Annotated in this window: 13 protein-coding genes; 12 read left to right on the top strand and 1 reads right to left on the bottom strand. The window is 69.5% G+C overall.

Going from position 1 to position 19,622, the window contains the following annotated elements; translation table 11 throughout:
* Positions 1–217 precede the first annotated feature (217 nt).
* The 11 genes from M2283_RS49375 to M2283_RS49325 all read left to right on the top strand — a co-directional run bounded on the left by M2283_RS49375 (position 218) and on the right by M2283_RS49325 (position 12,494).
* Positions 218–1,210 carry a ParB/RepB/Spo0J family partition protein gene (locus M2283_RS49375; protein ID WP_280883189.1) on the top strand — a complete coding sequence of 331 codons (993 nt, stop codon included), beginning with the start codon at positions 218–220 and terminating at the stop codon, positions 1,208–1,210.
* A 320-nt stretch (positions 1,211–1,530) separates the two neighbouring features.
* Positions 1,531–3,717 carry an aminotransferase class I/II-fold pyridoxal phosphate-dependent enzyme gene (locus M2283_RS49370; protein WP_280883188.1) on the top strand — a complete coding sequence of 729 codons (2,187 nt, stop codon included), beginning with the start codon at positions 1,531–1,533 and terminating at the stop codon, positions 3,715–3,717.
* 55 nt (positions 3,718–3,772) lie between these two features.
* The gene (gene dpgA, locus M2283_RS49365) at positions 3,773–4,891 is read left to right on the top strand and encodes a 3,5-dihydroxyphenylacetyl-CoA synthase DpgA (protein WP_280883187.1); all 1,119 of its coding nucleotides are present in this window, start codon (positions 3,773–3,775) and stop codon (positions 4,889–4,891) included.
* A 14-nt stretch (positions 4,892–4,905) separates the two neighbouring features.
* Positions 4,906–5,568 carry an enoyl-CoA-hydratase DpgB gene (gene dpgB, locus M2283_RS49360; RefSeq protein WP_280883204.1) on the top strand — a complete coding sequence of 221 codons (663 nt, stop codon included), beginning with the start codon at positions 4,906–4,908 and terminating at the stop codon, positions 5,566–5,568.
* Positions 5,565–6,851, top strand: coding sequence for a (3,5-dihydroxyphenyl)acetyl-CoA 1,2-dioxygenase DpgC (dpgC, locus tag M2283_RS49355; protein WP_280883186.1), 1,287 nt, complete (start codon positions 5,565–5,567; stop codon positions 6,849–6,851). Before dpgB ends, dpgC begins: the two co-directional genes overlap by 4 nt.
* Positions 6,848–7,030: a hypothetical protein gene (locus tag M2283_RS49350; protein WP_280883185.1), complete on the top strand. Its 183-nt coding sequence runs from the start codon at positions 6,848–6,850 to the stop codon at positions 7,028–7,030. Before dpgC ends, M2283_RS49350 begins: the two co-directional genes overlap by 4 nt.
* A 13-nt stretch (positions 7,031–7,043) precedes the next feature.
* Positions 7,044–7,847: an alpha/beta fold hydrolase gene (locus tag M2283_RS49345; protein ID WP_280883184.1), complete on the top strand. Its 804-nt coding sequence runs from the start codon at positions 7,044–7,046 to the stop codon at positions 7,845–7,847.
* A 105-nt stretch (positions 7,848–7,952) separates the two neighbouring features.
* On the top strand, positions 7,953–8,606 hold the full coding sequence (locus M2283_RS49340; RefSeq protein ID WP_280883183.1) for a response regulator transcription factor: 654 nt from the start codon (positions 7,953–7,955) through the stop codon (positions 8,604–8,606).
* Position 8,607: 1 nt separating this feature from the next.
* Positions 8,608–9,906, top strand: a complete 1,299-nt coding sequence (locus M2283_RS49335) for a sensor histidine kinase (RefSeq protein ID WP_280883182.1) — start codon at positions 8,608–8,610, stop codon at positions 9,904–9,906.
* Between the two features lie 164 nt (positions 9,907–10,070).
* Positions 10,071–10,292: an MbtH family protein gene (locus M2283_RS49330; protein ID WP_280883181.1), complete on the top strand. Its 222-nt coding sequence runs from the start codon at positions 10,071–10,073 to the stop codon at positions 10,290–10,292.
* A gap of 48 nt (positions 10,293–10,340) precedes the next feature.
* On the top strand, positions 10,341–12,494 hold the full coding sequence (locus M2283_RS49325; RefSeq protein ID WP_280883203.1) for an ABC transporter ATP-binding protein: 2,154 nt from the start codon (positions 10,341–10,343) through the stop codon (positions 12,492–12,494).
* Between the two features lie 241 nt (positions 12,495–12,735).
* On the opposite strand, the gene M2283_RS49320 is transcribed toward M2283_RS49325, so the two are convergent.
* Positions 12,736–12,981 (bottom strand): hypothetical protein, encoded by a 246-nt coding sequence (locus M2283_RS49320; protein WP_280883205.1) that lies wholly within the window; start codon positions 12,979–12,981, stop codon positions 12,736–12,738.
* Between M2283_RS49320 and M2283_RS49315 the strand changes: the two genes are divergently transcribed.
* The coding region (locus M2283_RS49315; RefSeq protein ID WP_280883180.1) for a non-ribosomal peptide synthetase at positions 12,863–19,622 on the top strand (6,760 nt) is incomplete at its 3' end. The genes M2283_RS49320 and M2283_RS49315 overlap by 119 nt on opposite strands.

Here is a 19,622-nt window from a genome sequence, read left to right as displayed (position 1 = left end):
GACCGGATGTTCCGTCGGCCGAAGTGTGTCAAGGGGCCAAAGTTGCGGGTGAGGCGTCGTCGCCCGTAACCGGACCTTCCTTGGCAAGCCGCCTGGCCCCTGTCCGCGGAATTCTCGACAGGTGGCTGATCTCGTCAGGCGGGTCATGACCGAGAAATCTGTCGTTCGTCGCGGAATGCGAACTTATGCGCAGGTAGAGCCTCGGGGGGAGTTTGTGGTGCAGCTGGGCCAGGCGCAATTCGAACAAGGGGTGATCGTCGACGTCGACATCGATTCCTTGGTCGTGGAAGGGTCACCGCGAAGTACCGGAGAGGATCAGGACCACATACAGGCACTGGTGGAAGTATGGGCTCCGCTTCCACCGGTGTTGGTGCACCGGCAGACCATGCGAGTGATCGACGGTGTGCACCGGCTGCGAGCGGCGCAACTCCGCGGCGACGACAAGATCGCCGTGACGTACTTCGACGGCACTGAGTCCGACGCCTTCGTGCTCTCGGTGGAGTCGAACATCACGCACGGGCTCCCGCTGTCCATGGCGGACCGGAAGAGGGCGGCGAGCCGGATCATCACGACGCACCCACAGTGGTCGGACCGCATGATCGCCTCGGCCACGGGCCTCTCGCCCGGCACGGTCTCCGAGATCCGCCGACAGGCGGCGGGGGACACTCTGTTAGAGGGCAGCCGGATCGGACAGGACGGACGGGTCCGTCCCGTCAACAGCGCGGTGGGGCGCGAACTGGCCGGGAAACTCATCAGGGAGAATCCCGGGCTGTCCCTGCGGCAGATCGCCCGCGCCGCACGGATATCGCCGGAGACGGCCCGGGACGTGCGGAACCGGATCCATCAGGGTGAGGACCCGCTGCCCAAGCCGCGTGTCCGGGCTCGTCCGCGGCCGAGGACGCCGGCCGAGGAGACCAGCCGGGACCGGATCGCCGCCGCCGAGCAGGCGATCAGCACGGCGCGGATCGCGGCGCGCGTCGCGGCCGTGGACCGCCTGAAATCCGATCCCGCTTTACGGTTCAGCGAAACCGGCCGCACGCTGCTGCGGCTGTTGAACATCCATACCCTGACCGGCGCCGAATGGCAGGCGATCATCGACAGCGTCCCGCCGCACTGCACCTCCATCGTCGCCGATCTCGCCCACGAATTCGCGGGAGTGTGGGGAGAGATCGCCGCGCGGATAGAGCACCAGACGGTGGAATACGGGTAGGACTGCGCAGCTGTCCAAGTGCCCGCATTCGACGGTTGGACACCGGCCGGGCCCTCTCGTGGAATATCACGGGAGGGCCCGGCCGAATGCCCATGCATTCTTGTATTCTTTCGCCATCCCCATTCCCTCTCGACTCCACTCGCTTATTTCTCGTGTCCAAGCGTGTGATACGCGCAGTTGGACGACTTTGTTGAATCCCCGGGGTCATGTGATGCTTAGGCCGCGAATTCAGCCGCAGAGATCGGGCCGACGGCTTTCGGAGGGAATCCATGGCAGCGCAGCACATCCGAGAAGATGCCCGCTCCGATAGTTCCCCTGCCGTGACCGAACGGGCCGCGGCCGCCGTCAACCGCGCATTGTTCGACCGCACCGGTCTCGTCCAGGGTCGGTACGGGCTCGCGGGGGCGCCCGAAACCGGGGTGAAGGTCTTCGGACGTATGTGGAGCGCGCCGGTCGTCGTCGGCCCGCACCCCGACCGAGTCCGCCCCGAACGGGAACGGGCAGCGGTCCGCGCGAGTGCCGCGGCAGGGCTCCCCGCCGTAGTGACCACCGCACCGTGGTCCGCGGATCCCGTCGGCGGCGACGTACCGCTGTGGCTGGACATCACCGCCGTACCGGACCGGCGAGCGGCACACGAACTTGCCGGACGAGCGCAGGACGCCGGTTTCGGCGCACTCACCCTCCGGCTCGCGCCGGACCCCGGCCCGCGGCCCCCCGTCGACTGGTCGGCACTCCCCCTGCTGCGCGCGGAGACCTCGCTCCCGCTGCTGATCGCCGGGACGGACACCGCACAGGACGCGCTGCGCGCGATCGAGGCGGGCGCCGACGGTGTCGTGACCTCCGCCCTTCGGGAACTGCCCGCGATCGCGGACGCCGTGGCCGGAGGGGGACTCGTCCTGCTCAGCGGCGGCATCCGCCGTGGTGCCGACATCCTGGTGGCGCTGGCCTCGGGCGCCGACGCGGTGGTGCTCCGGCCGACCGCGCGGGACGGTGTGCCCACGGACGCGGTCGGCGGCGACGAGGCCGCGGACAGGAGCACAGACAGCGTGCCCGACCTGTCGGACCTGCAGGGACTGGTCCGGGAGTTCGCCCGGGCCATGGAGTTCACCGGCGCCGGCTCGGTGACGGACCTCGGACGCGAGGTGATCCGCGTGGGAGCCGCGCCCGCGGAGCCGGCACCGGCGCCCACCATGCCGGAGGAGCTGCGCCGGACGGATTTGCACAGCGCTCTTTCCGACCCCGTCCTGGACACGATGAACTTCCTGAACGAGATCACCTTCCGCTATCCGGACGCCATCTCCTTCGCTCCGGGCCGGCCGTACGACGGGTTCTTCGACACCGAGCAGATCTTCACCCACGCCCGCCGCTACCTCGACCATCTCGCCGACCAGGGGCGCACGCCCCAGGAAATCCGGACGGCGCTCTACCAGTACGGGCCAACCGCCGGCATGATCCGCGAGATCATCGCCGAATCGCTGATGGCGGACGAGGGCATCGACGTCCCCGCCGAATCGCTGGTCGTCACCCTCGGCGCCCAGGAGGCCATGCTGCTGGCCCTGCGGGCGCTTATCGGCGGCCCCGACGACGTGCTGCTGGTCTCCAGCCCCTGCTACGTGGGGATCATCGGAGCGGCGCGGCTGCTGGACATCGAGGTGCACCCGGTGGAGGAGCGGGAGGACGGGCTGGCGTGCGCCGACGTGGAGGCGGCGATCCGGGAACTGCGGGCCCGCGGTAAACGCCCCCGCGTCCTCTACGTCCTGCCCGACCACGCCAACCCCTCCGGCAACACCCTGGACCTGCGCACCCGTACGGACCTGCTGCGGACCGCCGCGCGCCACGGACTGCTGATCCTGGAGGACAGCCCCTACCGCATGGTGAGCCCAGGCCCGCGGCTCCCGACACTGAAGGCCCTCGACCGCGCCCGCACGGTCGTGCACCTGGGCTCCTTCTCCAAGACCGTCTTCCCCGGCGCCCGGGTGGGCTACGTCGTCGCCGACCAGCCGGTGGCCGACGGCGTGGGCGGCAGCACCCTGCTCGCCGCCGAACTCGCCAAGATCAAGAGCATGATCACGGTGAACACCCCGTCCCTGAGCCAAGCCACGGTGGCGGGCGCGCTGCTGGCCGCGCGTGGCCGCGTCTCGGAGATGAACTCCGAGGCCGCCGCGTACTACGGCGAGGCGATGCGGTCCGTTCTCCAGCGCCTGGACAGCTGCCTCCCCGCCGACCGCCGGGCGGAGCTCGGAGTGCGGTGGAACGAACCCGCCGGCGGATTCTTCCTCAGCGTGCAGGTGCCCTTCCGGGCGGACGAGGCCGCACTGAGCCGCTCGGCCCAGGAATTCGGCGTCATCTGGACGCCGATGGAGCACTTCCATCCCCTGGGCGGAGGCCGGAACGGAATCCGACTTTCCATCAGTTATCTGACGCCTGCGGAGATCCAGGAGGGAATCGCACGGCTCACCCGCTTCATAGAGGCGGAATGCGCCGCACATGAAAGGTCAGAAAAATGAATCGCGTTTTACGGACGCTGCGCAGCAATCCGCGCAGGTGGGGGTGGACTTACCGATGACCACGACTGTCGAACGGCCCGTCGCCGCGGAGCCGGGCCTCCTCTCGGGAGGACTCACCAGCCCGCGGATCGTGGGAGTGGGTACGGCGGTGACGCCGACCTCGTACTCCCAGCAAGAGGTGCTCGACGCCTTCGGGATCAGCGATCCCCGGGTCCGTTCGGTCTTCCTCAACAGCGCCATCGAGCGGCGCCACTTGGTCCTGCCCGTGCCGGACGAGGCCGGCGCGCGGAACCCCGAACCCCAGGGCGACCTGCTCGACAAGCACCGGTCGCTGGCCGTCGAGATGGGCGCCGAGGCACTGCGCGCCTGCCTGAAGCGGGCCGGCGCCGACCTCTCCGACCTGCGCCACCTCTGCTGCGTCACCTCGACCGGCTTCCTCACCCCGGGCCTCAGCGCCCTGCTCATCCGGGAGCTCGGCATCGACCGGCACTGCAGCCGCTCCGACATCGTCGGCATGGGATGCAACGCCGGGCTCAACGCCCTGAACGTCGTCACGGGATGGGCCGCGGCACACCCCGGCGAACTCGCCGTCGTCCTGTGCACGGAAGCCTGCTCAGCCGCGTACGCGATGGACTCCTCGATGCGCACCGCCGTGGTGAACAGCCTGTTCGGCGACGGCGCCGGAGCCGTCGCGCTGCTCGCGGGCGCGCACCCCGGCACGGTCGCCTCCGAGGGACCGCGGCTGCTCAAGTTCGCCAGCTGCATCATCCCCGAGGCCGTCGACGCCATGCGCTACGACTGGGACCGCGACCTCGGCAGGTTCAGCTTCTTCCTCGACCCGCAGATCCCGTACGTCGTGGGCGCCCACGCCGAGATCGTCGTGGACCGGCTCCTTGAGGGCACGGGCCTGCGCCGCAGCGACATCGCGCACTGGCTGGTGCACTCGGGCGGCAAGAAGGTGATCGACGCGGTCGGCGTCAACCTCGGGCTGACCCGGCACGACGTCCGGCACACCACCGGGGTGCTGCGCGACTACGGAAACGTGTCCAGCGGATCGTTCCTCTTCTCCTACGAGCGACTGCTCGACGAGGACATCACCGAACCAGGGGAGTACGGCGTGCTGATGACCATGGGGCCCGGCTCCACGCTCGAGACGGCGCTGGTCCAGTGGTGAGGCCGGTGAGCACGATGAGCGAGGCGCTGGCGCTGACGGTCGACGGGAGCGAGCCGCTGTCGGCGGCGACCGTCGGAGCCGTCCAGGAGATCTGCGACCGGGCCGAGGACCGGGCCGCCCACGGCCCCCTCACCGTCCACGCGACGGGTACCCCGCAGGGCGACTGGACCGGCGGACTCGACGTGATGCTGGTCAGCAAGTGGGAGCGGGCGCTGCGCCGCCTGGAACGGCTCCCCCTGGCCACCGTCGCGGTGGCCGACGGCGACTGCGGCGGAACGGCACTCGACGTGTTCCTCGCCGCCGACGTCCGCGCGGTGACCCCCGGCACCCGGCTGCTCGTGGCCCGGGACAAGACCGGTACCTGGCCCGGGATGGCCGGCTACCGGCTGGCGCAGCTCGCCGGCCCTGCCGGCGTCCGCAGGGCGGTGCTGTTCGGGCTGCCCGTCGAAGGCCCCGAGGCGGTGCGCCTCGGACTCGCCGACGAAATGGTCGACGACCCCGCCGTGACTGTCGCCGCCGTGGCCGGGCTCACCAGCGGCCTGGCCGGCAAGGAGCTGGCAATCCGTCGGCAGCTGCTGTTCGACGCCGCCACCACCTCCTTCGAGGACGCACTCGGCCCGCACCTGGCCGCCTGTGACCGGGCCCTGCGGACCACCGCGGAGGAGGCGGCCTCGTGACGGCCCACGCTCCGGACCTCTGGCCGCAGGTGGAGGAGGCGGCCACCCGCGTCGACAAACTCGTCGCGACGCTACCGGAGCCCGCCGCACGCACCGACGAGCAGCGAGCCGAGATCGCCGCCGCGAAGAACACCTCCCGCGCTCTGAGGACGTCGTACCTCGACCGGTACATCGACTCCGTGTACCGGCGGCTCACCGAGGACACCGCGGGCCTGCGCATCGAGGAACTGCTCGACGCCGTGGCGGCACAGTTCCCCGGTCTGGTGCCGAGCCCCGAACACATGGCCGCCGACCGCGGCCGGCGCCAGGCCGACAAGGAGGGCTGGGAGATCGACCAGGGCGTCTTCCTGCGTGCGGTGCTCAGGTCACCGCACGCTGGGCCGCACCTGCTCGACGCGATGCTCCGGCCCACCGACCGGGCCAGGAACCTCCTGCCGGAGTTCACCCGCACCGGTGTCCTGCGCACCCACTCGGTACTCCTCGAACGGCGGGACGGCACCGCGTACCTGACCATGTGCCGGGACGACTGTCTGAACGCCGAGGACGAACAGCAGGTCGACGACATGGAGACCGCCGTCGACCTCGCCCTCCTCGACCCCGGAGTCCACGTGGCCGTGCTGCGCGGCGGCGAGATGACCCACCCCCGCTACCGCGGGAAACGGGTGTTCAGCGCCGGCATCAACCTCAAGCGCCTGCACGCCGGCGACATCTCCCTCACCGGGTTCCTGCTCCGCCGCGAGACGGGCTACATCCGCAAGATGATCGCCGGACTCCTCGTCGACCACGACCGCTCCTGGCAGTCCCCCACGGTCGAGAAACCGTGGATCGCGGCGGTCGACACCTTCGCCATCGGCGGCGGCATGCAACTGCTGCTCGCCTGCGACCTCGTGGTGGCCGCCTCGGACGCCTACCTGACGCTGCCGGCCGCCCGCGAGGGCATCGTGCCCGGCGCCGGCAACTTCCGCCTCGGCCGGCACACCGGCCCGCGGATCTCCCGTCAGGTCATCCTCGGCGGCCGCCGCCTGTGGGCGGCCGAACCGGACGCACGGCACCTGATCGACGAGGTCGTAGAACCCGGCGAACTCGACGCGGCCGTCGAACGCGGCGCGCAACGGCTGAAGAGCCCCGCCGTCGTCGCCAACCGGCACATGCTGAACGCGGCGGAGGAACCACCGGAGGAATTCCGCCGGTACATCGCGGAGTTCGCCCTCCAACAGGCCCTGCGCCTGTACGGCGAGGACGTCATCACCAAGGTCGGCCGGTTCGCGGGGCACACGGCATGAGCCCGGCCGGCACCCGGGTGCGGTACGAGCCACGGGGCCACGTCTCAGCAGACCGGCCCGAGGCGCTCAACGTGATGGACAGTACCCCGCTCTGTGTCCGGGCGATCGAACAGGCGGCCCTCGCCCCGGTCGACATGCCGCTCGCGGAGCGCCGCGAGCCCGCCCGGACCGGAAGTTGAGGGGGACCGCCCGATGCCGGTGGTACACGTCAACGGAATCAACCTCGGCTACGACGACCACGGCTCCGGCGAGCCCGTCGTCATGGTCACCGGGACCGCGGCCCCCGGCCGGATCTGGCGCGCCCACCAGGTGCCCGCCCTGAAGGCCGCCGGCTACCGGGTCATCACCGTCGACAACCGTGGCATACCGCCGACCGACCTGTGCGAAGAGGGATTCACCCTCGGCGACATGGCCGCCGACATCGCCGCGCTCATCGCCCACCTGGACGCCGGCCCGTGCCGGGTCGTCGGCTTCTCCCTGGGCGGGATCATCGTGCAGGAGCTGCTCCTGGCCCGGCCCGAGCTGGTGCGCCAGGCGGTGCTCATCGCCTCCTGCGGACGGGCGGACGCGCTGATCACCGCCATGTCCGCCGCCGACCTCGCCCTCGCGGACAGCGGGATCACCCTTCCCCCGCGCTACGCGGCCTACGTCCAAGCCCTGCAGAACCTCTCCCCGGACACCCTCAACGACGAGGAAGGACTCCAGGACTGGCTGTCGGTCCTCGAACTGTCACCCGTCGCGCCCGCCACGGTCCGCGGCCAGCTCGGCCTGGAGCTGATCGGCGACCGCCTGCCCGCCTACCGGCGGATCACCGTGCCCTGCCAGGTCATCGGCTTCCGGGACGACCTCGTCGCCCGCCCCGCACTGGTACGAGAACTCGCCCACCACATCCCGGGCGCCACGTACGAGGAAATACCGGGCTGCGGCCACTACGGCTGCCTCGAAAGGCCCGACGCAGTCAACGAGATCATCACCGCCTTCTTCACGCAGAACTGAACACCGCGGCGATAACCTGACTCCTTGGAGACAACTGCCGTGACACAAGGGCCAGTTGTCGGGGCGCGAGTCGCGGTCGGCAGAGTTGTGCGCAAGGGGTGGACGATGAGAGTGCTGGTAGTCGAGGACCATGCCGTGCTGGCGGACTCGGTGGCACGCGTGCTGCGCCGCGAGGGTATGGCCGTCGACGTCGTGCACGACGGGGAACGCGCTCTGGAGAACACCTCGGTCGTCGACTACGACGTGGTCGTGCTCGACCGGGACCTGCCCGGCATCCACGGCGACGAGGTGTGCGGCACCCTCGCCGAACAGCCGGTCCAGCCCCGCGTGCTGATGCTCACCGCGTCTGGCACCATGGCCGAGCGGGTCGAGGGGCTCAACCTCGGAGCCGACGACTACCTCCCCAAACCGTTCGCCTACCCGGAGCTGATCGCCCGGATCAGGGCCCTCGGCCGACGGCCGCAACAGGCGGTGACACCCGTACTCGTCCACGGCGACCTGCGGCTCGACGCGGCGAAGCGGCTCGCCTCCCGCGACGGCCAGCGACTGCCGCTCAACCCCAAGGAACTGGCGGTCCTGGAATACCTGTTGGCCGCCCAGGGGCGGGCGGTCCCCACCGAGGAACTCCTCGAACGCGTGTGGGACGAAGCCACGGACCCCTTCACCAACACGGTGAAGACCACCATCAACCGCCTGAGATCCAAACTCGGTTCCCCGCCCGTGATCGAGACGGTGCCCCGCGGCGGGTACCGGATATGAGGTGCCCGTGCGGCCGTTCCCGCTCTCCGCAGACTTCCTCGACCGCGCCAGGGTCGCCGCGCTGCTGAAGCCGCGCAAGGTACGCATGCGCCTCACGCTGCTCTACGGGGCGCTGTTCATCGTGTCCGGGGTGGTGCTTCTCACCATCACCTACCTGCTGGTGGCGGGCACCACCACCAGCGGCCTCGTCCTGATCGACGGCTTTAGGGCGCCGACGGACTCGGACCGGCCGCCACAGATCAGCCGGTACATCGGCGAGGACAGCCCCGACACCCTCGGCCGCAGGCCCGGCGCCGTCGACGAGCAGGCCCAGGCCCTGCGCGAACAGGCACTCCACACCCACCAGGAGATGATCGACAACCTCATGTTCAACGCGGTGATAGCCCTGGCGATCACCACACTCATCTCCATCTGGCTCGGCTGGGTGGTCGCCGGACGCGTACTGCGCCCCCTGCGCTCCATGACCACCACCATCCAGCGGATCACCGCCCGCAACGTTCACGAACGACTGGCCGTCGAAGGCCCCAGCGACGAACTGAAGGACCTCGCCGACACGGTGGACGGCCTCCTCGGCCGCCTGGAGACCGCGATCGACTCCCACAAACGGTTCGTCGCCAACGCCGCGCACGAACTTCGCACCCCCTTGACGATGGAGCACGCACTGCTGGAGGAGTCCCTCATCGACCGGGACCCCACCGTCGACACCTTCCGCATGAACTTCGAACGCCTGCTGACCATCAGCAAACAGCAGGGACGCCTGCTGGAGGCGCTGTTCTTCCTGTCCACCAGCGAACGCGGCCTGGACCGGCCGGAACCGGTGGACCTCGCGGACCTCGCCGAAGAGGCCGTGTGCGCCCTGCGCCCGGCGGCGGACAAACGCGGACTGCGACTCGACACCCGCATCGCGCCCGCGCCCCTCGAAGGAGACCCGGTGCTCGTCGGACGCCTGGTGGCCAACCTGCTCGACAACGCCCTCTCCTACAACGTCCAGGACGGCCACGTGGACCTCACGGTCGGCACCCGCGACGGAAGCGCCTTCATCACCGCCGCCAACACCGGCCAGCGCGTTCCCGACGACGAGGTCGACCGGCTCTTCCACCCCTTCCAGCGACTCAACCGCAGCGCGGACGACGGCCACCATGGCCTCGGCCTGTCCATCGTCCGCTCCATCGTCGACGCCCACGGGGCCGAACTCACCGCCCACGCCGGCGCCGACGGCGGACTCGTCGTGGACATCGTCTTCCCCGAGCGCTACCAACTCGTCGGCACGCCCGCCAAAATGGCCGGCAACTCGCCGTAGGACAACAACGCCCGCCCTCCCGTGATAAGTAGCCGCCGCATGTGTCCAAGTGCCGACAATGAATGGTTGGACACCGGACCGCAATTCCGTTGCTTGTCGCCCCGGAAGGGGCTGACTATCGTGGGCAACGCACTAGGCGAACCCCACTGACGGGAGTGGTCACAGTGAATCCTTTCGACGATGAAAACGCGTCCTTTCTCGTTCTCGTGAACGACGAGAATCAGCATTCTCTCTGGCCCGCATTCGCCGAAGTGCCGGACGGCTGGAAAGCCGTGTTCGGCGAGGACACCCGGGCCGCGTGCATTTCGTACATCGAGGAGAACTGGACGGACATGCGCCCCAAGAGCCTCGCCGACCGGATGGACGCAGCCCAAGCCGTCAACTGACCGAAGGCCGTCGGGCGAGACAACGGGACAGAGGTGGTAGCTGTGGCCATGATGGGTGGCCCAGGACCGGTGATCGTACGGGGGGACGGACCTGACCCCTCCCTTTCCAAACAGGACGTAAGGCCCGGCACCGCAAAACGAATCATCCCGTACGCCAAGCGGCACCGCCGCAGCATCGGAATTCTCTTGGCCGCCACAACGCTCAACGCGGGTACTGCGGTGGCCATTCCTCTGATGTTCAAATACCTCATCGACAATGGCATCATGAAGGGCGACACTTCCGTCGTCGTATGGATAGCCTTGGCGGTCGCCCCACTGTCGGTGGTGGCCAGCCTCCTCGGATTCGCGGAAGCGTGGCTCTCCGCCCGCGTCAGCGAAGGCCTCATCTACGACCTGCGCACCGAGGTGTTCGACCATGTCCAGCGCCAGCCGCTGGCGTTCTTCACCCGCGCACAGACCGGAGCCCTCGTCAGCCGGCTGAACACCGACGTGATGGGAGCGCAGGCGGCACTGACCTCACTGCTCTCCACCGTCGTCTCCGCCGCACTCACACTGACGTTCATCCTCGTCACGATGATCTACCTGTCGTGGCTCATCACGCTCATCTCCCTGCTGCTCGCCCCGTTCTTCGTCCTGCCCGGCAGGATCATCGGACGGCGGATGCAGCGCCTCATGCGCCGGCACATGCAGATCAACGCCGAAATGGGCTCGATGATGCATGAGCGGTTCAACGTCACCGGCGCGCTGCTCGCCAAGCTCTACGGCCGGCCCGACCGCGAGTCCGCCGAGTTCTCGGGACTGGCGGACCGTAGCCGTGACGTCGGCGTCCGCACCTCCGTCCACATGAAACTGCTCTTCCTGTCCACCATGCTGGTCAGCTCGCTCGCCACCGCCGCGGTGTACGGAGTGGGCGGCCACCTGGTCGTCGAGGGCACGATCCAGCTGGGCACCCTGGTGGCCCTGGCCACCCTCCTGACCCGCCTGATGCAACCGATCGGCCAACTGTCCAACGCCCAGGCGGACGTGATGAACACCCTGGTCAGCTTCGACCGGCTCTTCGAGGTCCTGGACCTCGAACCGCTCATCGCGGAGAAGCCGGACGCGGCACCCATCGGCACGGCCACGGACATCCAGTTCGACAATGTCTCGTTCCGCTACCCGAAGGCGGCCGACGTGTCACTGGCCTCCCTCGAATCGATCGCCCTGCCGATGCCGGAACGCGAGGGTGACGCCTGGACGCTGCGCAACCTGAGCTTCACCGCGCCGGCCGGGAAACTCACCGCACTGGTCGGCCGCTCCGGAGCGGGCAAGACGACCATCACCCACCTGGTCCCGCGGCTGTACGACCCCAATGACGGAACCGTCCGCATCGGCGGCCAGGACTTGCGGGATGTCACCCTGGAATCCCTGCTCGACACCGTCGGCATGGTCACCCAGGACGCCCACCTCTTCCACACGACGATCCGCCAGAACCTCATGTACGCACGCCCGGACGCCGTCGAGCAGGACCTGATCGACGCCTGCCGGGCCGCACAGATCTGGGACCTCATCGAGTCGCTGCCGGACGGCTTCGACACGGTGGTCGGAGACCGCGGATACCGGCTCTCCGGCGGTGAGAAGCAGCGGATCGCCATGGCCCGGCTACTGCTCAAGGCCCCGCCCGTCGTGGTGCTCGACGAGGCCACCGCCCACCTCGACTCCGAGTCGGAGGCGGCCGTCCAACTCGCCCTGCGCACCGCGCTGAAGGGCCGGACGTCCCTGGTCATCGCCCACCGGCTGTCCACCATCCGCGACGCCGACCAGATCCTCGTCATCGACGAGGGAAAGATCAAGGAGAAGGGCACGCACGAGGAACTGCTCGCCGCGAGCGGCCTCTACGCGGAGCTGTACCGTACGCAGTTCGCCGGACAGTCCAAGAACGGCTCCGGCCCCGAGCGGGACGAGCCCGCCCGGCACGCAGCGCCGGCCGAGATCGCCGGCCCGGGCGGTCCGGTGCACGTCGGCGGCCCGATGCCAGGCATGGGACCGGGACCACACCCCGTACCCGGCATGGGGCCGGGACCGATGCCGGGCATGGGCCCCGGACCTGGACCGATGCCCGGAGGCCCGGGACCGGTACCGGGGCAGGGCCCCGGCGGAGGCCCCCGCTTCCGCGGCGGCCCGAACGGAGGCCCGTCCCGGCGTGACCGCCGCGAGCCCTAGCCTTGCAGGACCCTCGTGAGCCGGACGGAACCCGGCCCACGAGACTTCGACCCGCACGCTCTCACGACGCAGTGCTCCGCCCCGCGCGACCGACCGCCGGGGCCGAGCACTGCGCCCTGAGCACGCCCCGGCGCGAGGCACCGCGGCGTGCTGCCCGCCGCTGCCGTGGAAGCTTCCCGATTCAGCCAGTGGAGACGCCTGCTATGTCTGACTCTCACTCGCTTCGCCCGGACCACGCGGATCACCCGAGCGCCTCCGCGCCCCGATCCGGCCGACCGTCCACCCCGGCGGCCTGGCAGTCCGTGCCCACACGCGTCGCGACCTGGGCGGCCCGGTCACCGCAGGCCGTGGCGGTGCGGTGCGGAGCCGTGGAGCTGTCGTACGCGGAGCTGGACGCACGGGCGAACCGACTGGCGCGGTATCTGCGCCGGTCGGGGACGGGCACGGAGTCGAGGGTCGGACTCGGGCTCGCACGCGGCGTCGACATGGTGGTGGCCGTGCTGGGCGTATGGCGGTCCGGGGCCGCGTACGTGCCCCTGGACCCCGAATACCCGGCGGACCGCCTGCGCCACATGATCACCACCAGCGGCGCCGCACCGGTCATCGACGACGACTGGCTGACGGCGGCCGACGCGGCGATCGCGGCCGAGCCGGACACCCCCCTAGACGTTCCGCTGGACCCGGACCAACTGGCATACGTGATCCACACATCGGGCTCGACCGGCCGGCCGAAGGGCGTGGCGGTCGCGCATCGCGGCGTGGTGGACCTGGTGGACGCGATGACGCCGATCCTTGGCGCCGGGCCGGGCGAAACGACCCTGCAGTTCGCGTCGTTCAGCTTCGACGCGTCGGTGCTCGACCTGGCCGTCACACTGGCCGCGGGCGGCACCCTCGCCATCGCGGCAAGCGGAGAACGCTCGGACCCCGCGACCCTGGCCCGGATGATCCGCGACACCGGCGTCACCGTCGCCAGCGTCGTCCCCTCCCTGCTGTCGACACTCGATCCGCAGACAGTGCCCGGGGTGCGGAACTGGCTGCTGGGCGCGGAACGCCTCAACGCCGACCTCGCGGCCCGCTGGCGAGCCCGCACAAGCTTGTGGAACACCTACGGCCCCACCGAGGCGACGGTGATGGCCACAGCGGTGGAGATCCCCGACGGAGCCACCGCGCAGGACGCACCCCCACCGATCGGCCGGCCCCTCGACGGCACGCACGTCTTCGTCCTGGACGAATCGCTGCGTCCGGCGCCGGTCGGTGCGGTGGGCGAGGTGTATCTGGCCGGTCCCGGTCTGGCCCGCGGTTATTTGGGCCGTGCGGATCTGACGGCGGAGCGGTTCGTGGCCTGCCCGTTCCTGCCGGGGCAGCGGATGTACCGGACGGGTGACCTGGCCCGTTGGACGGACGGCGGGCTGTTGCACTTCGCAGGCCGTGCCGACGAACAGGTCAAGATCCGCGGTTTCCGGATCGAGCTCGGTGAGGTCGAGTCCGTCCTCGCCGCCCACCCGGCGGTCGCTCAGACGGCCGTCCTGGTAAGAGAGGGTCGGCTCGCGGCGTACGCGGCCGCCGACGGCGCGCCCGCTCCGGCGGACCTGCGCTCGTTCGTCGCCGACCGGCTCCCCGCCTACATGGTCCCGGCGACGGTCACCGTTCTGGGCGCCCTGCCGCTGACGGTGAACGGCAAGGTGGACAAGGCCGCCCTACCTGCCCCGGAGCCGATGCGCCAGGCGGGCCGCGCACCGTCCACGCCAGTCGAGGAACTGCTCTGCGGCCTCTTCGCGGACGTCCTGGGCCACGAAGGGATCGGCGCCGACGACGACTTCTTCGTCCTGGGCGGCGACTCGATCCTGTCGATGACGGTCGTCTCCGGAGCCCGCCGGGCCGGCCATGTCATCACCACCCGCGAGGTCTTCGAGCACCGGACCCCGGCCCGCCTGGCCGCCCTGGCCCGCCCGCTCGCCGCCGCCCCGGCCGCGGACGGTGCGGCCGACGCCACCGGCGGGATACCGCTGACCCCCGTCATGCGAGAACTGCTCGACCGGGTCGAACCGCAGGACGTCGCCGAGGTATTCCAGTCGGCACTCGTCAGGACGCCGGTTGGTGTGGATGGTGTGGTGTTGGGGTCTGCGGTGCGGGCGTTGGTGGAGCGGCATGAGGTGTTGCGGGCGCGGCTGGAGGTGGGCGCGGAGGGGATGCGGTTGGTGGTGCCCGAGGAGGTGCCGCAGCGGGTTTGGGTGCGGCGGGTGGATGCGTCTGGTCTTGACGAGGGTGAACTGGATGCGTTGGTGGGTGTGCATGCGGGGGAGGCGGTGGGGCGGCTGGATCCGCGGGCCGGTGTGATGCTCGACGCGGTCTGGTTCGACGGGGGCCCCGGGAACACCGGGCGCCTCCTCATGGTGGCCAACCACCTGGTGGTTGATGGGGTGTCGTGGCGGGTTCTGCTGGCGGATCTGGCCTCTGCGTATGGGGAGTTGTCGGCGGGTCGGGTTGCTGGGTTGGGGCCGGTGGTGACGTCGTTCCGGCATTGGGCACGGGAGTTGGCGGCGCAGGGCGGCAGTGCTGAGCGGCTGAGTGAACTTGCGGAGTGGAGGGAGCTTCTCCGGGACGTGCAGCCGGTGCTTCCTGAGGGGGCGTCGGACCGCGCTCAGTGGCTCGGCGAGAGTGTGCGTCGGGTGTCGGTGCGGTTGTCGGTGGGTGTGTCGGTTGGGTTGTTGGGTGGTGTGCCGGCGGCGTTTCATGCGGGTGTTGAGGATGTGTTGTTGGCGGGGTTGGTGGGTGCGGTGTCGGAGTGGGTGGGTGGTGGTGGGTTGGGGTTTGTGGTGGATGTGGAGGGTCATGGGCGGGTGGAGTTGGGTGTGGGTGGTGATTTGTCGCGGACGGTGGGTTGGTTTACGGGTGTGCGTCCGGTGCGGGTGGATGCTGGTGGTGTTGAGGGTGGGGTGGTGCGGTCGGGTGGTGGTGCTGCGGGGGAGTTGGTGAAGCGGGTTAAGGAGCAGGTGCGGGGTGTGCCGGGGGATGGTCTTGGTTTTGGGGTGTTGCGGTATCTGAACGGGGAGTCGGCGGGGGTGCTGGCGGGGTTGCCGGTGCCGGAGATCGGCTTCAACTACCTGGGGCGTTTCAGTAGTCGTGACGACGCATGGCAGCTCATCGGCGACGGTCTGGGCGAAGGCATCGCAGACCGCGCACCGGTGATGCACGCCCTTGAGGTGGAGGGCCTGGTCAGGGATCTGGCTGAGGGTCCGGAGTTGGTGTTGTCGGTGTCGTGGCCGGAGGCGTTGTTGAGGGAGGAGTCGGCGCGATCGCTGGTTGAGGGCTGGGCGGGGATGCTGGCGGGTCTGGTTGCGCATGTGGAGGGGTCTGGTGGGGGTTTCACGCCGTCGGACTTTCCGTTGGTGGCGTTGGATCAGGCTCAGGTCGACGAGGTAGAAGCGGGTGTTGCGGGGCTGGTGGAGGTGTTGCCGGTCTCGCCGTTGCAGGAGGGCCTGCTCTTCCACTCGCTGTTTGATCAGCACGGCACCGATGTGTATGTGGAGCAGTTGGTCCTGGACCTGCGGGGGCCGGTGGATGCCGGAGTGTTGCGGGCTTCGTGGCAGGTGGTGGTGGATCGGCATGCGGGTCTGCGGGCTGGGTTTTGGCAGCCGTCGGGTGTCGAGCAGCCGGTGCAGGTGATCGCCGAAGGGGCGGAACTGCCGTGGCGTGAGGTGGACTTGTCGGGGACGTCGGAGGAGGTGGCGTGGGCGGGGTCCGAGCGGATCGCGGTTGAGGAGCGGGCGCGGAGGTTTGATCTGGTGCGTCCTCCGCTGCTGCGGGTGTTGTTGGTGAGGGTGGGTGAGGACCAATGGCGTTTGGTGGTGACTCTGCATCACCTGGTGCTGGACGGCTGGTCTCTGCCCATCCTCCTGCGTGAGGTCTGGACTGCCTACGCGGCTGGTGGAGCTGCCGACAACCTTGCTCCGACGCTCCCATTCCATGAGTACTACTCCTGGCTCGACCGTCAGGACCGTCCCGCGGCCCGGGAGGCATGGACGCGGGCCCTGGCCGGTGTCGAGGAGCCGACCCTGGTTGCTCCCGCGTCCGGTGATCTCGAGCCGGCAGCGACAGCCCAGTTCGTCTTCCGCCCGGGCGCCGAGCTGGACGCGGCGCTGCGTGAGCTCGCTCGTGGGTTGGGTGTGACGGTGAACACGGTGGTGCAGGTGGCGTGGGCTGTGGTGGTGGGTGGGTTGTCGGGTCGGGGTGATGTGGTGTTCGGGGCGACGGTGGCGGGGCGGCCGGCGGAGTTGGCGGGTATGGAGGGGATGCTGGGGCTGTTCATCAATACGGTTCCGGTGCGGGTGCGGTTGAACGGTGCCTGGTCGGTGGCTGGGTTGTTGGCTGCGGTGCAGGCGGAGCAGTCGGGGTTGTTGGATCATCAGCATCTTGGGCTGAGCGAGATCCAGCGGTTGGTGGGACCCGGGGCGGGCTTTGACACCCTGCTGGCGTTCGAGAACTACCGTGCGGGCGAGAGCGGCCCGCCCGCCCCTCTGCGCCTCGTCGGTTCCGGCGTACGTGAGTCGACCCACTACGCCCTGACGCTGGGGGTCAACCCGATCGATGGTCTGGAACTTCGGATCGACCACCGACTGGACCTCTACGACACGGCCGGGGCCGAGGCGCTCGCAGGGCGGCTGGTCCGCGTACTGGAGCAGATGGCGGCCGACCCGGAGAAACGTGTTGGCGCGCTGACCCTCCTCGACGTCGATGAGCGGGCGTTGGTGGTCGAGGAGTGGAATGACACGGGGCGTCCGGTCGGCTCGGCGACGGTGGCGGAGCTGGTTGCGGAGTGGGTGGTGCGGGCGCCGGAGAGTGCGGCGGTGCGGTGCGGTGCTGTGGAGTTGTCGTACGCGGGACTGGACGAGCGGTCGAATCGGCTGGCGCGGTTCTTGCGGAAGCGCGGTGTGGGTGTGGAGTCGCGGGTGGGGTTGAAGCTCGCGCGGGGTGTCGACATGGTCGTGGCGATGCTGGGGGTGTGGAAGGCCGGGGCGGCGTATGTGCCGTTGGACCCGGAGTACCCCGCTGACCGGCTCGCCTTCATGGTCACTTCCAGTGAAGCCGCACCGGTGATCGACGAGGACTGGCTGTCCGATGCGGATGAGTTGATCGCCGCGGAATCGGTGGAGCCGCTGGCTGTGGTGTTGGATCCGGATCGTCTGGCGTATGTGATCTATACGTCGGGGTCGACGGGTCGGCCGAAGGGCGTGGCGGTCGCGCATCGCGGTCTGTCCAATCTGGTGGCTGCGATGGGTCCGATTCTTGGTGCTGGGCCGGGCGAAGTGACGTTGCAGTTCGCGTCGTTCAGCTTCGACGCGTCGGTGCTGGATGTGGCGGTGACCCTGGCCGGTGGTGGCACGTTGGCGATCGCGACCAGTGAGGAGCGTACGGATCCGCTGGCGTTGGCGGAGATGATCCGTAGCAGCGGGGTGAGTGTGGCGAGTGTGGTGCCGTCGCTGTTGGGTGTGTTGGATCCGGAGTCGGTGCCTGGTGTGCGGAATTGGGTGCTGGGTGCGGAGCGGCTGAGCGCCGACCTGGCGGCCCGCTGGCGGGCCAGTACAGGCGTGTGGAACACCTACGGTCCGACCGAGGCGACGGTGATGGCCACGGCGGTGGAGATCGCGCAGAGCATCACACCAGAGAGTGCACCGCCGGCGATCGGCCGGCCGCTGCCCAACTGCCGGGTGTTCGTGCTGGACGGCTTCCTGCGCCCGGTGGCCCCGGACATGGTGGGTGAGGTCTATCTAGCGGGACCTGGCCTGGCCCGCGGCTACCTGGGCCGCGCTGATCTGACGGCGGAGCGGTTTGTGGCCTGCCCGCTTTTGCCGGGGCAGCGGATGTACCGGACCGGTGACCTGGTGCGGTGGACGGGTGATGGGGTGTTGCACTTCGTCGGCCGTGCCGACGAGCAGGTGAAGGTCCGCGGTTTCCGGATCGAACTGGGTGAGGTGGAGTCCGTCATCGCTGCCCACCCGGATGTCACTCAGGCCACCGTCGTGGTCCGTGAGGACCGGCTCATCGCATACGTGGTGTCCCGCAGCGAACCGTCGGTGATCCGGGAGTTCACTGCCCAGCGGCTGCCCCAATACACGGTGCCGTCCGCGGTTGTGGTGCTGGACGAGTTGCCGCTGACTCCGAACGGGAAGGTCGATCAGTCCGCCTTGCCGGTTCCTGAGGCAGGAGGTGGGTCGGGTCGCGTGCCGTCGAACCCGATCGAGACAGTGCTCTGCGGCCTCTTCGCGGACGTCCTGGGCCACGAAGGGATCGGCGCCGACGACGACTTCTTCGTCCTGGGTGGCGACTCGATCCTGTCGATGCTTCTGGTGTCGGGGGCCCGGAGCGCAGGCTTGGCCATCTCGTCCCGGCTGGTGTTCGAGAAGCGGACGCCGGCTGGGCTGGCGGGCGTGGCAGACGTGCTGGGCGAGGGCGTGATTGCGGGCGGGGAGCCCGGTGTGGGTGACGTGCCTCTGACACCGGTGATGCGAGAACTGATGGAGAGGGTGGGGCTCGACCGGTTGGGCGAGGTCGTCCAGTTCAACCGTGTAAGGACGCCGGTTGGTGTGGATGGTGTGGTGTTGGGGTCTGCGGTGCGGGCGTTGGTGGAGCGGCATGAGGTGTTGCGGGCGCGGCTGGAGGTGGGCGCGGAGGGGATGCGGTTGGTGGTGCCCGGGGAGGTGCCGGAGCGGGTTTGGGTGCGGCGGGTGGATGCGTCTGGTCTTGACGAGGGTGAACTGGATGCGTTGGTGGGCGTGTATGCGGGGGAGGCGGTGCGGCGGTTGGACCCGTGGGCCGGTGTGATGCTCGACGCGGTCTGGTTCGATGGTGGGCCGGATGCTGAGGGGCAGTTGCTGTTGGTGGCCAACCACTTGGTGGTTGATGGGGTGTCGTGGCGGGTGTTGTTGGGTGATTTGGCCTCTGCGTATGGGGAGTTGTCTGCGGGTCGGGTTGCTGGGTTGGGGCCGGTGGTGACGTCGTTCCGGCATTGGGCGCGGGAGTTGGCGGCGCAGGGCGGCAGTGGTGAGCGGTTGGGTGAGCTTGAGGTGTGGAGGGGGTTGTTGGAGGGGGCTGATCGGGTTCTGGGTGGGGTGTTGGATCCGGTGCGGG

The sequence above is a fragment of the Streptomyces pseudovenezuelae genome (assembly GCF_029892565.1).
GTDB lineage: Bacteria > Actinomycetota > Actinomycetes > Streptomycetales > Streptomycetaceae > Streptomyces > Streptomyces pseudovenezuelae_A.
Note: the sequence above shows the minus strand (reverse complement) of the source record. Positions and strands in the feature narration are given on the sequence as shown.